Below are 18,151 nucleotides of genomic sequence, written 5' to 3' on the forward strand. Positions count from 1 at the left end.
GTGTGGTGTCATGCGGTGCCGATCACTCGACTGACAGCGCGAGATCGAGCAACTTTTGCCCGTCCGGCACCTCTGCAACGAACTGCTTGTAGGATGTTTCTTTTGCCAACTCGCGCCATGCATCGAAATCCTCGGCTGACATCTGCGCAATTTCGACACCGGCATCGGCAAACACCTTGGCCGAGGCGGCATCTTCTTTTTTGGCTTCCTCGAGGTAATAGGCCTGCGCTTTCTCGGAGGCGGTGCGCAGGGCGGCTTGTTGCTCTGCGCTCAGACCTTCAAAGGTGCTCTTGTTGATCAAAAGCGGTTGATACATGAACCAAAGCGCCACATCGCCTGCAGGGGTGTAGCAACTGACCTGCTCGTAGATCCGGTAGGATACGAAGGACGAAGACGACGTATTTGCAGCCTGCAAAACGCCGGTTTGCATCGCGTTATAGATCTCGGACGAGGCCATGGAGGCGATAGAGGCCCCCGCGCCAGCCAGCATCTGTTCAAAAGATTTGCCCGCTGCCCGCGTCTGCAAGCCCTGAACGTCCTCGGGGGCGGTGATGCATTTGTCTTTGCCGGCAAAACCGCCCGCCAGATATCCGTGAACAAGCACCATCACGTCGTCTTCGGCCATCTTCTCTTCGAGCGCTTCCATAAAGGGCGACGCCGACAAGCGAGCTGCGTGATCATGGTTTTTCACGAGACCAGGCATCAAGGTCAGGTTATAGGCCGGTTGCTGGCCACCCGCGTAAGACAGCGGCAGGACAGTCATGTCGAGCTGGCCTCGGCTCAGCGGTTTATACTGCTCGCGCGGTTTGAACAGCGATTTGGAGCCGAAGATCTTAATGTTCAGGTCGACATCAGCGGCGGCCACCTCATCCGCAACCATTTGCGCGACCTTATGGCGAATGTCGTTGTTGGACCATTGGTGCGACAGGCGTAGCTCTGTTGCACTGGCCATACTGCCGGTTGCAACAAGCGCGAGGCCCGCGACAGCGGCCTTCAGAAATGTGTTCATGTTTTCCTCCCTTGGTTCCCCCGATCATGCCGAAGGTGTCGTAAGGGTAATCGCGCGATGTTTTTTAAGTCAACAGTATTGTATACAAGAATAGCTCGCTTGAATTTTACAGTGCGCGTGATAATGATCTGAAGTATGGAAAAACGCCGTGCCGATACGATTGCCGAACAACTCGAAGAGCTGATCTTCGATGGCACCTATGCCGATGGGGATCGTTTGGATGAGGTGCGGCTTGCGGAACAATTTGGTGTCTCGCGCACGCCGCTTCGTGAGGCATTTCAACGTCTTGCACTATCGGGACTGCTGGAACTCATCCCGCGACGTGGTGCATTTGTCCGCCAGCCTGGCCCTGTTGAGCTGTTGGAAATGTTTGAGGTCATGGCAGAGCTGGAGGCCGTCTGCGGGCGGCTTGCGGCGCTGCGGATTTCCGATGCCGCGCTGGCAGAGCTGCGTGATGCAAACGAGCATTGCCAGCAGGCGGTCGCTGCGCGCGATGTGGATGCCTATTATTCTGAAAACGAGCGCTTTCACAGAATCATCTATCAGCAATCCGGCAACAGCTTTCTCGCGCAGGAGGCTGCGAAACTGCACAAGCGTCTGCAACCGTTTCGCCGTCAGCAATTGCGGTTCAGGGGGCGGATGGGGCAGTCCATGTCCGAACATGAACAGATTGTACGTGCGCTGGAGGCAGGAGATGCGGAGGCCGCAACAGATGCGTTGCGCAATCACGTCGCGGTGCAGGGTGAGAAGTTCCATCAGTTGATGGCAACCCTCAAAAACGCTGCGGAGTAGTGGTGAATTTCGCGACCTAACAGGGTAGGCGGGTATGAAAAAGGGGGCCGTTTGGCCCCCTTCTGAACGCTCTGGCTTAGCCGCCGAAATCGTCGAGCATGATGTCTTCGCGATCCACGCCCAGTTCCAGCAGCATGTTGATCACCGACTGGTTCATGATCGGCGGGCCACACATGTAGAACTCGCAGTCCTCGGGCGCCGGGTGGTTCTTGAGGTATTCCTCAAAGAGCACGTTATGGATGAAGCCTGTGTAGCCTTTCCAATCGTCCTCCGGCAGCGCATCCGAGAGGGCCACATGCCACTCGAAGTTGTCGAATTCTTCGGCCAGCTGGTCGAAATCTTCGACAAAGAACATCTCTCGCTTGGAACGCGCCCCGTACCAGAAGGTGATCTTCCGGTCGCGGTTTTCCAGACGCTTGAGCTGGTCAAAGATGTGCGACCGCATCGGCGCCATACCGGCACCACCACCGATAAAGACCATCTCTTTTTGCGTATCGCGGGCGAAGAATTCGCCAAACGGGCCGGAGATGGTGACCTTGTCACCGGGCTTGAGGTTGAAGATATACGAAGACATCTGGCCCGGCGGAATACCGGTGGAACCCGGCGGCGGCGAGGCAACACGGACGTTGAGCATGATGAGGCCCTTCTCGTCCGGGTAGTTCGCCATCGAATATGCACGTTCAATGGGTTCGGTCACAGTCGATTCATACTGCCACAGATTGAACTTGTCCCAATCGGGGCGGTATTCTTCCTCGATGTTGAAGTCCTTGTAAGACAGCTTATGCGCCGGGGCCTCAATCTGGATATAGCCACCGGCGCGGAAGTTCACATCCTCACCCTCGGGCAGTTCCAGCACCAGGTTCTTGATGAAGGTTGCGACGTTTTCATTGGAGCGCACGGTGCACTCCCATTTTTTTACGCCGAACACCTCTTCGGGCACTTCGATGTTCATGTCCTGCTTGACCGCGACCTGACAGGACAGACGGTCGCCACAAGAAGCTTCGCGCTTGGTGATATGGCTTTCTTCGGTGGGCAGGATCGAGCCGCCACCGGAATGCACACGCACGCGGCATTGCGCACAGGTGCCACCCCCGCCACAGGCGGAGGGGACGAACATTTTCTCGGCTGCCAGCGTTTGCAGCAGCTTGCCGCCCGCCGGAACAGAGATGGTTTTCTCACCGTTGATGGTGATGTTGACGTTGCCCGAGCTGACGAGCTTGGAACGCGCCGCCAGAATGATCGTCACCAAGGCGACAACGATCAGGGTGAACAGGAGAACGCCTAGTCCGAATGTAGTCACGTCTGGCCTCCGATCAAAGTTTCACGCCGCTGAAGGACATGAAGGCCATCGCCATCAGACCCGCGGTGATGAAGGTGATACCGAGACCCTGAAGCCCGTCGGGAATGTCGGAGTATTTCAGCTTTTCGCGCACACCCGCCATTGCGGTGATTGCCAGCGCCCAGCCGAACCCAGACGACAGACCATAAGTGGTGGCCTCGGCAAAGTCATAGCTGCGCTCCACCATGAAAAGCGAGCCACCCAGAATGGCGCAGTTCACGGTGATGAGCGGCAGAAAGACCCCAAGCGCGTTGTAGAGCGGCGGGAAGTACTTATCGAGCAGCATCTCGAGGATCTGCACCATGGCCGCGATCACGCCGATATAGGAAATGAGACCAAGGAAGGTCAGATCCACATCCGGGAAACCGGCCCATGCCAGCGCACCCGGCGCCAGCAGATAGGTCAGGATCAGGTTGTTGGCAGGCACGGTGATGCCCTGCACCACCATGACTGAGATACCAAGACCAATCGCGGTCGAGATCTTTTTCGACACTGCCAAGAAGGTACACATGCCAAGGAAGAACGACAGGGCGAGGTTCTCAACGAATACGGCCTTGACCGCGAGGGAAAGCAATCCTTCCATCAGTGTGCCTCCACCGTCTGAATTTTATATTCACGCTCTTCGACCTGTGCCGGCTTCCAAGTGCGGATGCCCCAGATCAGAAGGCCGATCACAAAGAAGGCCGAGGGCGGCAGCAGCAGCATGCCGTTTGGCACATACCAGCCGCCATTGTTCACGGTCTCCAGAATGGTGACCCCAAACAGGGAGCCGGCGCCAAAGAGTTCGCGGAAGAAACCAACGACCAGCAGCAAAAGCCCATATCCCAGACCGTTGCCAACCCCGTCGATAAAGCTCGCCACAGGCGGGTTCTTCATCGCAAAGGCTTCGGCGCGACCCATCACGATGCAGTTGGTGATGATCAGACCCACGAAGACCGAAAGCGTCTTGGAAATTTCATAGGCATAGGCCTTCAGGAGCTGATCCACGAGGATCACCAAGGACGCGATAATCACCATCTGCACGATGATCCGGATCGAGGAGGGGATCTGGTTGCGCAGCATTGAGATGAACAAGGACGAGAACCCCGTCACCATGGTCACCGCCAGCGCCATCACAAAGGCCACCTGCATCGAGGAGGTGACCGCCAGTGCGGAACAGATGCCCAGAACCTGCAGTGTGATCGGGTTGTTGTCGACCAGTGGATCGACCAGTTGCGAACGATAGGTTTGTGCCATCAGTCGATCTCTCCTGCTTTGAGCCGCTCAAGGAAGGCGCCATAGCCTGCCTCGCCCATCCAGAACTTTACGAGGCTGTCGACGCCAACAGATGTCAGCGTTGCACCGGCCAGCGCATCCACGTGGTACTCCTGACCGGCGGGCGGTGCAGCTTTGGCCACGGTGATCGCCAACTGACCATCCTCAGTGAAGAGTTTCTTGCCGTTCCACAGCGCTTTCCAACGCGGGTTGTCCACTTCGGCACCAAGACCGGGTGTTTCGCCGTGCTGGTAGAACTGCAAGCCGAAGATGTCGTTGCCGTTTTCTTCGAGCGCGATGAACCCATAGAGCGTGGACCACAGGCCATAGCCTTCAATCGGCAGGACCACCTTGTCGACCTCGCCTGCATCATCGCGCAGCAGATAGATCATGCGGTAAGCCTGCATGGTGCCGCCTAGACCCGCGGGATCTTCGTCCAGCGCGCGCACGATTGCCGGGTCATCCGAGGCCGCCAGCGCATCGAAAGTCTCGATTTCAAACTGGTCGGTGTATTCGCCGGTCGACAGATCCAGAACATGCGGTTCAAACGCGGAAAATGCTTCGGCCACCGGCACGCTGTCATCGTAGACACCCGCGACCTGCAACACGTTGATGCGTTTGTCGCGCAGCTTGTTCTCTTCTTGCACCGGGCGCAGGGCTACAGCGGCAGCCGAAACCACCATTGACGCCACAAGGCAGAGCGAAACAGCCACAAAGATGGTCTTGCCGACGGAGTCGGGCGGAGCGTCGATAAACCGACGGATCAGGCCCTTTTTCTCGTTTGCATCAGACATTGCGCTTTGCCCTCCGTTTGATGTTCGCCTGCACGACAAAGTAGTCGATCAGCGGGGCGAAGACGTTGCCGAAGAGGATCGCGAGCATCATGCCTTCGGGGAAGGCCGGGTTGATGACGCGGATCATCACCACCATGAAACCGATGAGTGCGCCGTAAATATAGCGGCCCATATTGGTATGCGAAGCGGACACCGGTTCCGTCACCATGAACGCCAGACCAAAGGCGTAGCCACCCAGCACAAAGTGCCAGTACCACGGCATTGCAAACATCGGGTTGCTGTCAGATCCGATCCAGTTCAGCAGCGATGAGAAGGCAATCATGCCGGCCATACAGCCAACAATCAGTCGCCAGTTGGCGATTTTCACGATCAACAGGAACGCCAGACCGATCATCGCCGCCAGCGTCGAAGTCTCGCCGAACGAGCCTTGAATGGTTCCGATAAAGGCGTCCATCCACTCGATACCGCGCTCAGGCAGGGTGGCGTGGCCGTCGGATGCGCTGATCGCCAGCGCCGTTGCACCAGAGAAGCCATCGACCGGGGTCCAGACCGATTCACCCGACATATAGGCGGGGTATGCAAAGTAGAGGAAGGCACGGCCCACAAGTGCAGGGTTGAGGAAGTTCTTGCCTGTGCCGCCAAAGACCTCCTTGCCGATCACCACACCAAAGATAATGCCAAGCGCGACCTGCCAAAGTGGCGTCGTTGCGGGCACAATCAGCGTATAAAGCATGGAGGTGACGAGGAAGCCCTCGTTGACCTCGTGACCGCGAACAACGGCAAAGATCACCTCGAAGATACCACCGGCAACCAGCGTCACGATGTAGATCGGCAGGAAATACAACAGCCCGTGCATGATATTGGCAAACGGGTTGTTGGGATCAAAGCCGATGCTCAGCATCTCGATGATGGCCGCGCGCCAGCCCGATGCACCGTATTCGGCAATCGCCATATTGGTCTGCAGACCCGTGTTATACATCCCGAACAGAATACAAGGGATGGTCGCGATCACCACATAGGTCATGATCCGCTTCATATCGATGTAAGAGCGGGCATGCGGTGCGGCAGTCGTGACCGTCTTGGGCGTGTAGATGAAACTCTCCACCATCTCATAGACGGGGAAGAATTTTTCGTACCGGCCACCTTTTAGGAATTGCGGCTCGATGCGATCAAAGAAATTGCGAAGACCCAAAGTCTTATCCCTCTCTTTCGATCTTGCTGAGGCTGTCGCGCAGGGCGAGGCCATATTCATATTTGGCCGGGCAGGCAAAACCGCAGAGCCCGAGGTCTTCTTCGTCCAGTTCAAGCGCACCCAGCGCCTGAGCCTGATCGGTGTCCATCACCAGCAGCGCCCGCAAGAGCTGCGTTGGCAGGAAATCCTGCGGCATCAGCTGCTCGAACGTACCAATCGGCACCATAGCGCGGCGCCCTCCATTGAGGTTCGACGTCAGCGCATAGAGTTTTTTGGAAAAGGCCGACCCCAGAACAGGCTGCACTGCGTATTTCGAGGCCATCGGGCGAATCCAGCCCAGCGGGATCTGATCGTGGTCTTCCTTGATCAGCGTGATCTGACGGGCGTAGCGGCCCAGATAGGCGGTGACGCCTTCGCCTGCGCGACCGGACAGGATCGAGCCAGAAATGATGCGAATCGGATCATCCGCGCCGAGGTCCTCGGCGCAAAGATCGGTCATCGACGCGCCAGAAAGGGTGCGGACCAGACGCGGGCGGCTGCATTTGGGACCAGAGAGCGCCACGACGCGCGCGCTATTGATGCGCCCTGTTAGCAGCAGGTGACCAATGGCGATGACATCGTGATAGCCAATGCTCCAGACTGTCTTCTCAGCGGAAGGCGGCTCTAGAAAATGCATATGTGTGCCAGCAAGGCCAGCAGGGTGGGGGCCAGAGAACCCAACCGCAGTAACGCTGGCCAGATCGGCGCCGGGGATTGTGGCTCCGCTGTCTTGGCACAGGTAGGTTTTGCCTTCGGTCAGGACGGTGATCGCCGCAAGGCCACGGGCAAAGGCTTCGCCTTGATCGTTGATGATGGTGGCTGCATCGCCAGACAGCGGCTCGCTGTCCATCGCCGTCACATATATAGCGGCTGGCGCGGCATCTGGTGCAGGGATCTTGGAGTAGGGACGGGTGCGGAAAGATGTCCACAAACCTGCGGCACACAAGCGTTTTCGCAAACCGTCAGCCGTGCTGTCATCCCCAACAGAGGAGAAATCCACCGGCTCTGCGGCGCTCTCATCCACTTCGATCTCGACGCTGACCAAAACGCGGCGCGCGCCACGGTTGATCGCTTTGATACGTCCCGAAACCGGTGCGGTTACCTGAACCTCTGGCGTGTCCTTATGCGCAAGCACCGGAGCGCCTGCTGCAATGACATCACCTTCCTGAACCGAGAGTCGGGGCTTTAGTCCGATGTAGTCTTGGCCGAGGATGGCGACTGTCCGGACTTTTGCTGCGTCTTCGATCTTGGTGTCAGGTGCCCCCAGCACCGGAACATCGAGACCCTTTTTCAACGTATGTTGCTGCACGTCTTCATGTCCTGTCCATTTTCCGGCTGCCTTATGCTTCACTGCGACGCGGTTTGAAAGTTCTTTAGGAGGAAATTTTATAATTTCCTGTTGAACCCGTCCTGTTTCTGTCCCAGAAGCGCACGGAACCAAGCGTTGAACACCCAGCATCATTAGCGGAGTAGGCCTGTGTCGAACCCTCTTCTCCTTTCTCGCCGTAGTTTTATGGTCATGCCACTTGCACTCATGGCTTGCAAGAAAGGATGGTCATTGCTGGAGCTCAGCGGGCTGACGATGGGCACAAGCTACTCCATTGTTGCGATCGATCACAGCAAATCTGTCGAGAAAGCAGAACTGCAAACCGCCGTCGATACCGCATTGGCACAGGTCAATGTGCAGATGTCGAACTGGGATGCCTCTTCTGAAGTGTCGCGGTTTAACGCAGTCGCAGCGGGTGAGAGCCTCTCGGTCTCCGGCGAGTTGCACCACGTCATGCAGGCAGCGCAGGATGTACATGTTGCAAGCGACGGTGCCTTTGACGTCACCGTCGGCGCGCTGATTGACCTTTGGGGCTTTGGTGCGGGTCAGACTCGCAGCGACATGCCGTCTGAGGCAGAGATCGCCGCCGCCATGGGGTGCTGCGGTCAGGCACAGTCGGTCGAACTGGAGGCCGGTGGCCTCAAGAAGCTCAACGATGGGGCCGAGGTGTATCTCTCTTCCATCGGCAAAGGCTTCGGTGTTGATCAGGTGGCGCGCGTTCTCAAGGGCTACGGTATCACCGACTACATGGTTGAGATCGGCGGCGACCTTTACACTGCGGGCCGCAACCCCGACGGTCAGCCTTGGCAGATCGGCATTGAGACACCGCAGGCCTATGATCGCGGCGTGACACAGGTTGTCGGTCTTTCAGACATGGGCATGGCGACCTCTGGTGATTACCGCAACTTCTTTGATTACGAAGGCAAGCGCTATTCGCATATCATCGACGCAACCACCGGTCGCCCGGTCGAGCATGACACAGCCTCTGTCACTGTGCTGACCGACAACGCGATGCTGGCGGATGCATGGGCGACAGCGATGCTGGTTCTGGGCCGTGAGCGTGGTCTCGAGATCGCAAATCAGCGTGATATGGCGGTTCTGTTCCTGGATCGTGCGGTTGCAAATGGTGAGAACGGGTTTAAATCCATTGCATCCAAACGTTTTGAGGCGCTGACGGCCTAACCGCCGCGCTCTGGCGCCACTTGATTTCAGGGAGCCTGTGATGTCGACCTTTCTGCTGACCTTCGGATTGTTCCTGATCGTGATGGTCGGAATGGCCTTTGGGGTCATGTTCAGCGGTCGCACCATCAAAGGCAGCTGTGGCGGCCTCAACGCGATTGCGGACGCGGACAAATGTCTTGTTTGCAAGAAGGATATCGACCCCGATAGCCCTCTTCGTGAACGTCTCGCCTGTCCGCGCGCGCGCAAGATGATCGAGGATATGGAGCGCGAGCAAAGCTAGCCGCGCGTCACGCCTCAGTCGGTGTCACCGAATACCTGTTTCTCCACCGGGAGAGGGCACGTCACCCTCTTTCGGTGTTTTCCTTTGTGCCCATTGCACGGGGCCTTGCGCAGGCGAATCACGCTTCTCTCGCAGCAATCACCTGCTGTGCGATGGTCGTGCGTACGGCGAGATCTGCGCGGTTCCATGCGCGCCTGTGATACGAATTTTCCACGACACCTGAAATTACGGCGCGGGCAGCGGGTTTTGGTTTACAACAGGCAGCGCATCAGGAGAGCACAAGGGGAGGGGAGGGCAAACCTCCCTGCCAGGACCGAAGTGCGGAGGAGCGTAAGATGAAAGCATTGGTACTAGAAGAAAAGGGTAAGCTGGCACTGCGCGAGTTTGAGATTCCCACAACGCTTGGTCCGCGCGATGTCCGTATCAAAACGCATACTGTCGGGATTTGCGGCTCTGACGTTCACTACTATACCCACGGCAAGATCGGCCATTTTGTGGTAAACGAACCGATGGTTTTGGGGCATGAGGCGTCAGGAACAGTGGTGGCCTGCGGCGATGCGGTGACGGATCTTAAACCCGGTGATCGCGTATGTATGGAGCCTGGCATTCCAGACCCGGATTCACGCGCCAGCAAGCTGGGGATATACAACGTCGACCCGGCCGTGCGATTTTGGGCCACCCCGCCGGTGCATGGTTGCCTGACGCCCGAGGTCATCCATCCTGCTGCTTTTACCTATAAGCTGCCCGATAATGTGAGCTTTGCCGAAGGTGCGATGGTTGAACCCTTTGCGATTGGCATGCAGGCGGCCTTGCGGGCAAAAATCCAGCCCGGTGACATTGCGGTTGTAACCGGGGCAGGCCCCATCGGGATGATGGTCGCCCTCGCAGCTCTTGCAGGGGGGTGCGCGCGCGTGATCGTAGCAGATCTTGCGCAACCCAAACTGGATATCATCGGAGCCTACGATGGCATCGAAACGGTAAATATTCGCCACGAATCCCTGACTGATGCGGTGGCCGCTGCAACGGATGGCTGGGGCGCGGATCTGGTGTTTGAATGCTCTGGCGCAGCGCCTGCCATATTGGGAATGCATGAATTTGCCCGTCCCGGTGGCGCGATTGTTCTGGTTGGCATGCCGGTCGATCCGGTCCCTGTTGATATCGTCGGTCTACAGGCGCGCGAATTGCGGCTTGAGACGGTATTTCGTTACGCCAACGTCTACGACCGCGCGATTGCATTGATCGCCTCGGGTAAAGTGGACTTAAATCCGCTCATTTCAGCGAGCCTGCCCTTTGAAGACAGCATCGCCGGCTTTGATCGTGCGGTGGAGGCGCGTGACAGCGATGTGAAACTTCAGATCGTGATGCCGCAATGATGCCAATTCGCGGATGAGAACTTTTTGAGTGCGAAAAAAGTACAAGGGATGCATGTGCGCATTTCGGGCTGAGAATCAGGCCGCAAAGCTCCAAAGTCTTTAAAAACAGGGCGCCTAGCCAACTATACCTGACAAATCGCGCCGCACTGCGGCGCGATTTTCTTTGAGGGGGTGGCCCAATATACGCTGATTTGATCTCTTTTGTGCGTCAGTCGGTCAAAAAAGTATCTGTCAAAACTTCGATCTGAGGTAGAGCCACCGTTTTCCAGCAGCTACCGTCAAACAACGCGGTTCTTCCCGAGTGGAGACGGGAAGGACGGACGCGACGGAGGAGAGACGATGTTACCTGATCTGGAACTCGTGCATATTCGCAAGGGCGAGAGCTTTGCGGCATGGATGCATGGCTACCCGTTCCGGACGGTGCGGTGGCACTATCATCCTGAGTATGAAATTCATCTGGTCGTGAACACGCACGGCACCTTCTACATCGGCGATCACATCGGCGAATTTGGACCTGGCCAGTTGATCATGACAGGCCCTAACCTGCCACAGAACTGGATCTCCGAAATCGAGCCGGGCCAAATCGTGCCGGAACGCTCCTTTGTGATCCAGTTTCCTGCTGCATTTATCGAGGATGCCTGCGCCTCCATGCCGGAGATGGAAGCGATCCGCCCGCTTTTGGATCGCAGTCACCGCGGTCTGCTGTTTGACGAGGCAACCGCAGAGCGGATCAAACCGCTGATGATGGAGCTGTTTGAGGCACGCGGCCTACGCCGCCTTGCATTGTTTTGGTCCATTCTCGATCTATTGGCCTGCGCGCCGGACCCCGAGGTGCTGGCCAGTCTCAGCTACGAGTTGGACTTGGAATCCTTGCAGGAAAACGGCGTCAACAAGGCGATTGCCTATCTACGCGAGAACCTGACCGAGAACATCGACGAAAAAGACTTGGCGCAGATGGTCAATCAAAGCCCCAGCGCCTTCTCGCGGTCTTTTAAGCGCCACACAGGCTCGACGCTGGTGCGATATAAAAACCAACTCAGGGTGGATCTGGCTTGCCAGATGCTCCTGACCCGACCAGAGGCCAAAGTGGCCGAGATCTGCTATGATGTCGGCTTCTCCAACCTCTCCAACTTCAACCGTCACTTTGCGCGATTGAAGGGCATGTCGCCCTCGCAGTTCCGCGCAACCTTTGCTGCGAACGGGGTGTTCTCAGAAACGGGCTGAACCAGACGGAAAATCGGACTTTGTGAATTCGAATGGCGAGGGGCCGTTCGGAAAGGGACAGGCTGTGCCTGTTGGAACCTTGGGAGGAACTATCAATGAAACATATGTTTGGAGCCGTGTCCGCGGCTGCACTCGCGGTCTCTATGGCTTTGCCAGCGGTGGCCGAAGACGGTCTGAAGATCGGCATGACCTTTCAGGAGATGAACAATCCTTATTTTGTCTCCATGCAGGAGGCGCTGACCGATGCCGCCAAGGATCTGGGCGCCGAGGTGGTCGTGACCGACGCCGGTCATGACGTGGCCAAGCAGATCTCGGATGTGGAGGACATGCTGACCCAGGGCATCGACATTCTGCTGCTCAATCCAACCGACAGCGCCGGGATCGAGAGCGCGGTGCATATGGCCAAAGCGCAGGGCGTGATCGTCGTCGCCGTTGATGCAAATGCCAATGGTCCGGTGGATACCTTTGTCGGCTCCAAGAACCGCGATGCGGGATATCAATCCTGCAAGTATCTGGCGGATGCGCTTGGCGGGTCTGGCGAGGTGGCAATCCTCGACGGTATCCCGGTGGTGCCGATCCTCCAGCGGGTCGAGGGCTGCAAGGCCGCGCTTGCGGAATATGACGGGATCACACTGGTCGATACCCAGAACGGCCGTCAGGACCGGTCCGTCGCCCTCGGCGTGGTCGAGAACATGATCCAGTCGCATCAGAACCTTGCCGGGATCTTCTCGGTGAATGATGGCGGCGCGATGGGTGCATTGGCTGCAATTCAGGGGTCGGGTCGTGACATCAAACTGACCTCGGTTGATGGCGCTCCCGAAGCGGTGGCCGCCATTGCCGCAGGCGGACCCTTCATCGAGACCACAGCCCAGTTCCCGCGCGATCAGGTGCGCGTGGGCCTCGCCATGGCGCTGGCGCAAAAGTGGGGCGCGCGTGTTGTGCCCAGCGAAGTGCCGATCGATGTGCGCGTCGTCGACGCAAAGAACGCCGCTGACTTCAGCTGGTAAAACCATTTGCCACCCCCGGCACAGTGCCGGGGGTGGTTTGTCCCGCAATGACCAACAACAGGTGCGTCATGCTGCAACTGAGCGGAATCAAAAAGAGATTTGGCACCATTCAGGTGCTGCACGGTGTCGATCTTGAGGTCAACGCTGGTGAAGTTCATGCGCTGCTTGGTGAAAACGGGGCCGGGAAATCCACGCTGATGAAGATCCTCACGGGCATTTTGCAGCCCAGTGCAGGGTCCATCCTCATTGAGGGTCAGGAGCGCCAGTTCGCCAATTACGACGAGGCCATCGCCGCAGGGATCGGCATCGTTTTTCAGGAATTCAGCCTCATCCCCTATCTGGATGCGGTTGAAAATATGTTCCTCGCCCGCGAATTGCGCACGCGCTTTGGCCTGCTGGACCGCAAAGCCATGCGCAAACGCGCCGAAGACATTATGGCCCGGCTTGAGGTCGATGTGCCGCTCGATGTACCGATCCGGAAGCTGTCGGTGGCCGAGCAGCAATTTGTCGAAATCGCCAAGGCGCTCTCGCTCAACGCCCGTATTTTGGTGTTGGATGAACCCACCGCAACCCTGACCCCCTCAGAGGTGGCACATCTGTTCAAGGTGATGCGCGAGCTGCGCCGACAGGGTGTTGCGATCATTTTCATCTCGCATCACCTCGAAGAGATCTTTGAAATCTGCGACCGCATCACCGTGTTGCGCGATGGGGAATATGTGGGCGATTGCCTCGTCTCTGAAACCGACAATGACCGTCTGGTCGAGATGATGGTGGGCCGCCGGATCGAAAACAGTTTTCCGGAAAAACCCAGCATCCCGCAGGATGCGCCGGTCCTGTTGAACTGCCAGGAGGTGCAGTTGCGACGCGGTGGTCCGGTGTCGGATTTTGTGTTGCGCGAAGGTGAAATCCTCGGCTTTGCCGGGCTGGTCGGGTCGGGGCGCACGGAAACCGCGCTGGCATTGCTGGGAGCCTATCCGGCCGCGAGATGCGCGCTTCAGGTCGAAGGCGAAGACATAAGGTTTCGCGAACCGGCAGACGCGCTGGCACGGGGGATCGGGCTCTTGCCCGAAAGCCGCAAGGAACAGGGGCTGATTACCAGCTTCTCGATCCTGCAAAACATCTCCATCAACAATTACGGAAAATACCGCCGCGGGCACTGGTTCCTCGATCTGCAAAAAGAGCGCGCCGACACTGAAACGGCGATGCAGCAGGTGCGTGTCAAAGCACAAGGCCCCATGGACCGTGTCGACACCCTGTCGGGCGGCAACCAGCAAAAGGTGGTCATTGCGCGCTGGCTCAATCACCAGATGAAAGTGCTGATCTTTGATGAACCCACACGGGGCATCGACGTCGGTGCCAAGGCCGAAATCTACCAGCTCATGCGGGCATTCACGGCGCAGGGCTATGCCATCATCATGATCTCTTCGGAACTACCCGAGGTGATCGGCATGTCCGACCGGGTCTGTGTGTTCCGGCAGGGCGGCATCGTCGCCACCGTCGAGGGCGCGGCCATAACCTCAGAAGACATCATGACACATGCCACCACGGGGAGGGTTCGACATGTCGCATAACACCACTACGGCCGAGGCAGGTCGCGCGAGCCGCGCCTTCAATCTGCGCCGGATTTTGCACTCACCGCTGGCACTACCGCTGATCGGGCTGATCGTGGTGTCGATACTGATGGGATTTGCCTCCGAGAACTTCTTTTCGGTTTCAAACATCATGAATGTGCTCAGGCAGGTGTCGATTGTCGGCATTCTCGCGGTTGGTATGACTTTTGTCATTCTGACTGGCGGGATCGACCTCTCCGTCGGCGCGGTCATGGCGCTGTCGGGCACATTGGCAGCCGGGCTGATGGTCAATATGGCGATGCCCGGTTGGGTCGGGCTCTTGGCGGGGCTGGGCGTTGGTGTCGGCCTTGGTCTGTTCAACGGTGCCATGGTTGCATGGGGGCGCATGCCTGCGATTATCGTGACACTTGCAACCATGGGCATCGCGCGCGGGTTGGGCCTGCTGTATTCGGGCGGCTATCCCATTTCGGGTATCCCGTCGTGGATTTCCTGGTTTGGCATTGGTCGCATCGGGATCGTACCCGTTCCGGTGATCGCCATGGTGGTGATCTATGCCTTGGCTTGGGTGTTGTTGCAGCGCACGGCCTTTGGGCGTCACGTCTATGCCATCGGTGGCAATGAACTCGCGGCCAAGCTCTCGGGCGTGAAAACCCAGTTCATCAAGCTCACGGTCTACGGAATTTCCGGACTGACCTCGGCGTTTGCGGCGCTCATCCTTACCGGGCGGTTGATGTCCGGTCAGCCAAACGCAGGCTTTGGCTTTGAACTGGATGCGATTGCGGCTGTGGTTCTGGGCGGAACCGCGATTGCCGGTGGACGCGGGCTGATCCTCGGCACGCTGATCGGTGCGGTGCTTCTGGGCATTCTCAACAACGGCCTCAACCTGATGGGGATCAACCCCTACCTTCAGGACGTCATCAAGGGCCTTATCATCCTGCTCGCCATCTACATCGGGCGCGAATGGTAGGTCCTTCGGGCGGCCCTGCGTGGTCGCCCGCTCCCTCTGCACAAGATCTCCCCCAAAACAAAAATCAGGAGAATTCGCGAATGTCTCAATCGCTCAAGGGCAAGGTCGCCGTAGTGACCGGTGCGGCCTCCGGCATCGGTCTGGCCGCCGTCGAGATGCTTCTCAGGAATGACTGCAAGGTCGTGATGGTTGACCGGAATGCTGCCGCACTGGCGGATCTGGTTGCAAAATATGGCGATCACGCCGTGGCGCAGGTGACCGACCTGCTGGACGTGGACAGCTGCAATGCGATGGTGCCCGAGATCCTCGCCAAGGTGGCTCAGATCGACATCCTATATTGCAACGCCGGTGCGTATATCGGTGGCGACCTGTGGCAGAGCGACCCGGCGGCCATCGACCGGATGCTGAACCTCAACATCAATGCGGTGATGAAGAACATTCAGGCGGTGTTGCCCCATATGATGCAGCGCAAGAGCGGCGACATCGTGGTGACAAACTCGATTGCCGGACATTACCCGGCCTATTGGGAGCCGGTCTATTCAGGCTCTAAATGGGCGATCACCAGCTTTATGCAGGGCATTCGCCGCCAGATGATCCCTTATGGCGTGAAGGTCGCGCAGGTGTCGCCCGGCCCTGTGGTCTCGGCGTTGCTGGCCGATTGGCCCGAGGAAAATCTGCGCAAGGCCAAAGAGGCCGGGGCGCTGATGGACCCCGAAGAGGTGGCCGACGCATTGGAATTCATGCTGACCCGCAAGCGGCAGGTCACGGTGCGCGATGTGATCGTGATGCCGACCGCGTTTGAGCGCATGTAAAGCCCAAGCCACGGACAATGCAGACAGGTGACCTCAATCAAGCGGAGGAAGAGTCATGAGTTTTGACGGCAAAAGCGTCATCATTACCGGCGCGGGTAAGGGCATCGGCCGGGCCTGTGCCATCTATCTGGCGGGGCAGGGCGCGCACGTTATCGCGATCAGCCGCACGCAGGCCGACCTTCAGAGCCTCGCCGCCGAAATCGACTGCCGAACGGTGCAGGCAGACCTGTCTGACCCGCAGTCCGCACGTGATGCAATGGCAGAGGCAGGGCCCGCAGATTTCCTGATCAACAGCGCGGGCATCAACGTGCTGGAGAGCAGTTTCGACATGACCGATGCGGGCTATGAGGCGGTGCTTGGCATCAATCTGCGGGCAGCCCTGATCACCTGTCAGGCGTTTGCGCGCGCGCGTGTGGCCGCAGGTGGGGGCGGCGCGATCGTCAATATCACCTCTATCGCGGGGCATCGGGGGTTTGCCGAACACCTGTGTTATGCGGCGTCAAAGGCCGGGCTGGAAGGTGCCAGCCGGGTCATGGCCAAGGAATTTGGCCCTCACGGCATTCGCGTCAATTGCATTGCGCCGACCATCACCCTCACGGAACTTGCGGTGGAGGCATGGTCCGCGCCGGAAAAATCCCAGCCCATGATGGTCCGCCATCCTGCCGGTCGCTTTGCCGAAGTGGAGGAGGTCGCAGCCAGCGTCGCTTTGCTGCTGTCAGAGGGATCTGCAATGATCACCGGCGCGGTCCTGCCGGTGGATGGCGGGTTTCTCTCCGTCTGACCTTGCGCGCTGCGCGCAGATCGCGACGCGATTGCATCCCCTCATGCCCCTCTAATATACAACCCTCGGTAGCCATGGCCCTCGGGTCTTCAGCCACACCTATGCGGATAAATGAGAGGGATGCGATATGCATGGCGAATATAAGGTGCCGGGCGGCAAACTCGTTGTTGCGGATGTCAACGTTGCCGAGGGTACGATCACAGATGTTCAGATCTCGGGTGATTTTTTTTTGGAACCCGAAGAGGCACTTGGGCCCCTTTGCGATGCGCTGAGCGGTCAAAGCACCAGCGCATCGGTGCAGGAGTTGTCGCAGGCCATCAAGGTCGCGTTGCCCGAAGATGTGCTGCTCTTTGGGTTTTCGCCCGAGGCCGTCGCGATTGCGGTACGCCGCGCCCTCGGGGTGGCCAAGACGTGGCAAGATTTTGAGTGGCAGATTGTGCACTCCAAACCTGTCACGCCCCTGATGCATGTGGCGCTGGATGAGGTTCTGGCGCATGAGGTTGCAAAAGGCCGGCGCGCGCCAACCCTGCGCTTTTGGGAATGGGACCGCGCGGCTGTCATCCTTGGCTCATTCCAGTCGGTGAAGAATGAGGTGGACATGGACGCCGCCGGGAAACTCGGGGTTGAGGTCGTGCGTCGCTCGACCGGTGGCGGTGCGATGTTCGTCGAAAAAGGCACCGCCATTACCTACTCGCTCTATGCCCCGGTTGAGCTGGTCGCGGATATGGATTTTGCGGATTCTTATGCGTTTTTGGACAATTGGGTCCTCAAGGCTCTGAACACGCTCGGCATTGAGGCCTATTATAAACCGCTCAACGACATCATCAGCCCCAAGGGCAAAATCGGCGGTGCCGCACAACGCCGGTTTGCAAATAAGACCGTCCTCCATCATGTAACCATGGCCTACGACATGGACGCCGAGAAAATGATGCAGGTGCTGCGGATTGGACGCGAAAAACTCTCCGATAAAGGCACGGCCAGCGCTGCCAAGCGGGTCGATCCGGTGCGCAGCCAGACCGGTATGGAGCGCAGCGATGTGATCGAGTCGATGAAGGCCACGTTCACCGATCTGAATGGCGCAACGGTGGGGGACATCACCGATGACGAATATCGTGCCGCCGAAGACCTGGTCGCCACGAAATATGGCACTGAGGAATGGCTGAATAAGCTGCCCTGATAGGGCAGTGGGGCGACAACACCCATTTGCT

At 58.2% G+C, this 18,151-nt stretch carries 18 protein-coding genes; 11 read left to right on the top strand and 7 right to left on the bottom strand.

The genetic code is table 11. The features are described from left to right. Positions 1–22: 22 nt before the first annotated feature. Complete coding sequence (gene dctP / locus K529_RS18630) at positions 23–1,009, bottom strand: TRAP transporter substrate-binding protein DctP (RefSeq protein ID WP_005610324.1); 987 nt, start codon at positions 1,007–1,009, stop codon at positions 23–25. A gap of 135 nt (positions 1,010–1,144) precedes the next feature. On the opposite strand from dctP, the gene K529_RS18635 reads away from it, so the two are divergent. Then, positions 1,145–1,801: a GntR family transcriptional regulator gene (locus K529_RS18635; RefSeq protein ID WP_005610326.1), complete on the top strand. Its 657-nt coding sequence runs from the start codon at positions 1,145–1,147 to the stop codon at positions 1,799–1,801. A 76-nt stretch (positions 1,802–1,877) separates the two neighbouring features. On the opposite strand, the gene nqrF is transcribed toward K529_RS18635, so the two are convergent. The 6 genes from nqrF to K529_RS18665 are packed head-to-tail and all read right to left on the bottom strand — an operon-like array spanning position 1,878 to position 7,728. Further along, positions 1,878–3,101, bottom strand: a complete 1,224-nt coding sequence (gene nqrF, locus K529_RS18640; RefSeq protein WP_005610328.1) for an NADH:ubiquinone reductase (Na(+)-transporting) subunit F — start codon at positions 3,099–3,101, stop codon at positions 1,878–1,880. A 13-nt stretch (positions 3,102–3,114) separates the two neighbouring features. Further along, a complete protein-coding gene (gene nqrE / locus K529_RS18645; protein WP_005610330.1) occupies positions 3,115–3,723 on the bottom strand; it encodes an NADH:ubiquinone reductase (Na(+)-transporting) subunit E in 609 nt (202 codons plus the stop codon). Continuing rightward, on the bottom strand, positions 3,723–4,376 hold the full coding sequence (locus K529_RS18650; RefSeq protein WP_005610332.1) for an NADH:ubiquinone reductase (Na(+)-transporting) subunit D: 654 nt from the start codon (positions 4,374–4,376) through the stop codon (positions 3,723–3,725). Before K529_RS18650 ends, nqrE begins: the two co-directional genes overlap by 1 nt. Continuing rightward, positions 4,376–5,188 (bottom strand): Na(+)-translocating NADH-quinone reductase subunit C, encoded by an 813-nt coding sequence (locus K529_RS18655; RefSeq protein WP_005610335.1) that lies wholly within the window; start codon positions 5,186–5,188, stop codon positions 4,376–4,378. The genes K529_RS18650 and K529_RS18655 overlap by 1 nt, the downstream gene beginning before the upstream one ends. Continuing rightward, positions 5,181–6,380, bottom strand: a complete 1,200-nt coding sequence (locus tag K529_RS18660) for an NADH:ubiquinone reductase (Na(+)-transporting) subunit B (protein WP_005610339.1) — start codon at positions 6,378–6,380, stop codon at positions 5,181–5,183. The genes K529_RS18655 and K529_RS18660 overlap by 8 nt, the downstream gene beginning before the upstream one ends. 4 nt (positions 6,381–6,384) lie before the next feature. After that, the gene (locus K529_RS18665) at positions 6,385–7,728 is read right to left on the bottom strand and encodes a Na(+)-translocating NADH-quinone reductase subunit A (RefSeq protein ID WP_005610342.1); all 1,344 of its coding nucleotides are present in this window, start codon (positions 7,726–7,728) and stop codon (positions 6,385–6,387) included. 168 nt (positions 7,729–7,896) lie between these two features. Between K529_RS18665 and K529_RS18670 the strand changes: the two genes are divergently transcribed. The 10 genes from K529_RS18670 to K529_RS18715 all read left to right on the top strand — a co-directional run bounded on the left by K529_RS18670 (position 7,897) and on the right by K529_RS18715 (position 18,120). Next, on the top strand, positions 7,897–8,928 hold the full coding sequence (locus K529_RS18670) for an FAD:protein FMN transferase (RefSeq protein WP_009175898.1): 1,032 nt from the start codon (positions 7,897–7,899) through the stop codon (positions 8,926–8,928). A 40-nt stretch (positions 8,929–8,968) separates the two neighbouring features. Beyond that, positions 8,969–9,208 (top strand): (Na+)-NQR maturation NqrM, encoded by a 240-nt coding sequence (nqrM, locus tag K529_RS18675; RefSeq protein WP_005610347.1) that lies wholly within the window; start codon positions 8,969–8,971, stop codon positions 9,206–9,208. 335 nt (positions 9,209–9,543) lie between these two features. Beyond that, positions 9,544–10,581, top strand: coding sequence for an NAD(P)-dependent alcohol dehydrogenase (locus K529_RS18680; RefSeq protein ID WP_005610348.1), 1,038 nt, complete (start codon positions 9,544–9,546; stop codon positions 10,579–10,581). A 339-nt stretch (positions 10,582–10,920) separates the two neighbouring features. Continuing rightward, a complete protein-coding gene (locus K529_RS18685) occupies positions 10,921–11,805 on the top strand; it encodes an AraC family transcriptional regulator (RefSeq protein WP_005610349.1) in 885 nt (294 codons plus the stop codon). A gap of 95 nt (positions 11,806–11,900) precedes the next feature. Further along, on the top strand, positions 11,901–12,812 hold the full coding sequence (locus K529_RS18690; protein ID WP_005610350.1) for an ABC transporter substrate-binding protein: 912 nt from the start codon (positions 11,901–11,903) through the stop codon (positions 12,810–12,812). Between the two features lie 68 nt (positions 12,813–12,880). Further along, a complete protein-coding gene (locus tag K529_RS18695) occupies positions 12,881–14,383 on the top strand; it encodes a sugar ABC transporter ATP-binding protein (RefSeq protein ID WP_005610351.1) in 1,503 nt (500 codons plus the stop codon). After that, positions 14,373–15,350, top strand: a complete 978-nt coding sequence (locus tag K529_RS18700; protein WP_005610353.1) for an ABC transporter permease — start codon at positions 14,373–14,375, stop codon at positions 15,348–15,350. Before K529_RS18695 ends, K529_RS18700 begins: the two co-directional genes overlap by 11 nt. Before the next feature lie 80 nt (positions 15,351–15,430). After that, complete coding sequence (locus K529_RS18705; RefSeq protein WP_005610355.1) at positions 15,431–16,162, top strand: SDR family oxidoreductase; 732 nt, start codon at positions 15,431–15,433, stop codon at positions 16,160–16,162. Positions 16,163–16,217: 55 nt separating this feature from the next. Then, positions 16,218–16,943 carry an SDR family oxidoreductase gene (locus K529_RS18710; RefSeq protein WP_005610357.1) on the top strand — a complete coding sequence of 242 codons (726 nt, stop codon included), beginning with the start codon at positions 16,218–16,220 and terminating at the stop codon, positions 16,941–16,943. A 127-nt stretch (positions 16,944–17,070) separates the two neighbouring features. Then, on the top strand, positions 17,071–18,120 hold the full coding sequence (locus K529_RS18715) for a lipoyl protein ligase domain-containing protein (RefSeq protein ID WP_005610360.1): 1,050 nt from the start codon (positions 17,071–17,073) through the stop codon (positions 18,118–18,120). Positions 18,121–18,151: the final 31 nt, after the last annotated feature.

The organism is Tritonibacter mobilis F1926, from assembly GCF_000376545.2.
Lineage (GTDB): Bacteria > Pseudomonadota > Alphaproteobacteria > Rhodobacterales > Rhodobacteraceae > Epibacterium > Epibacterium mobile.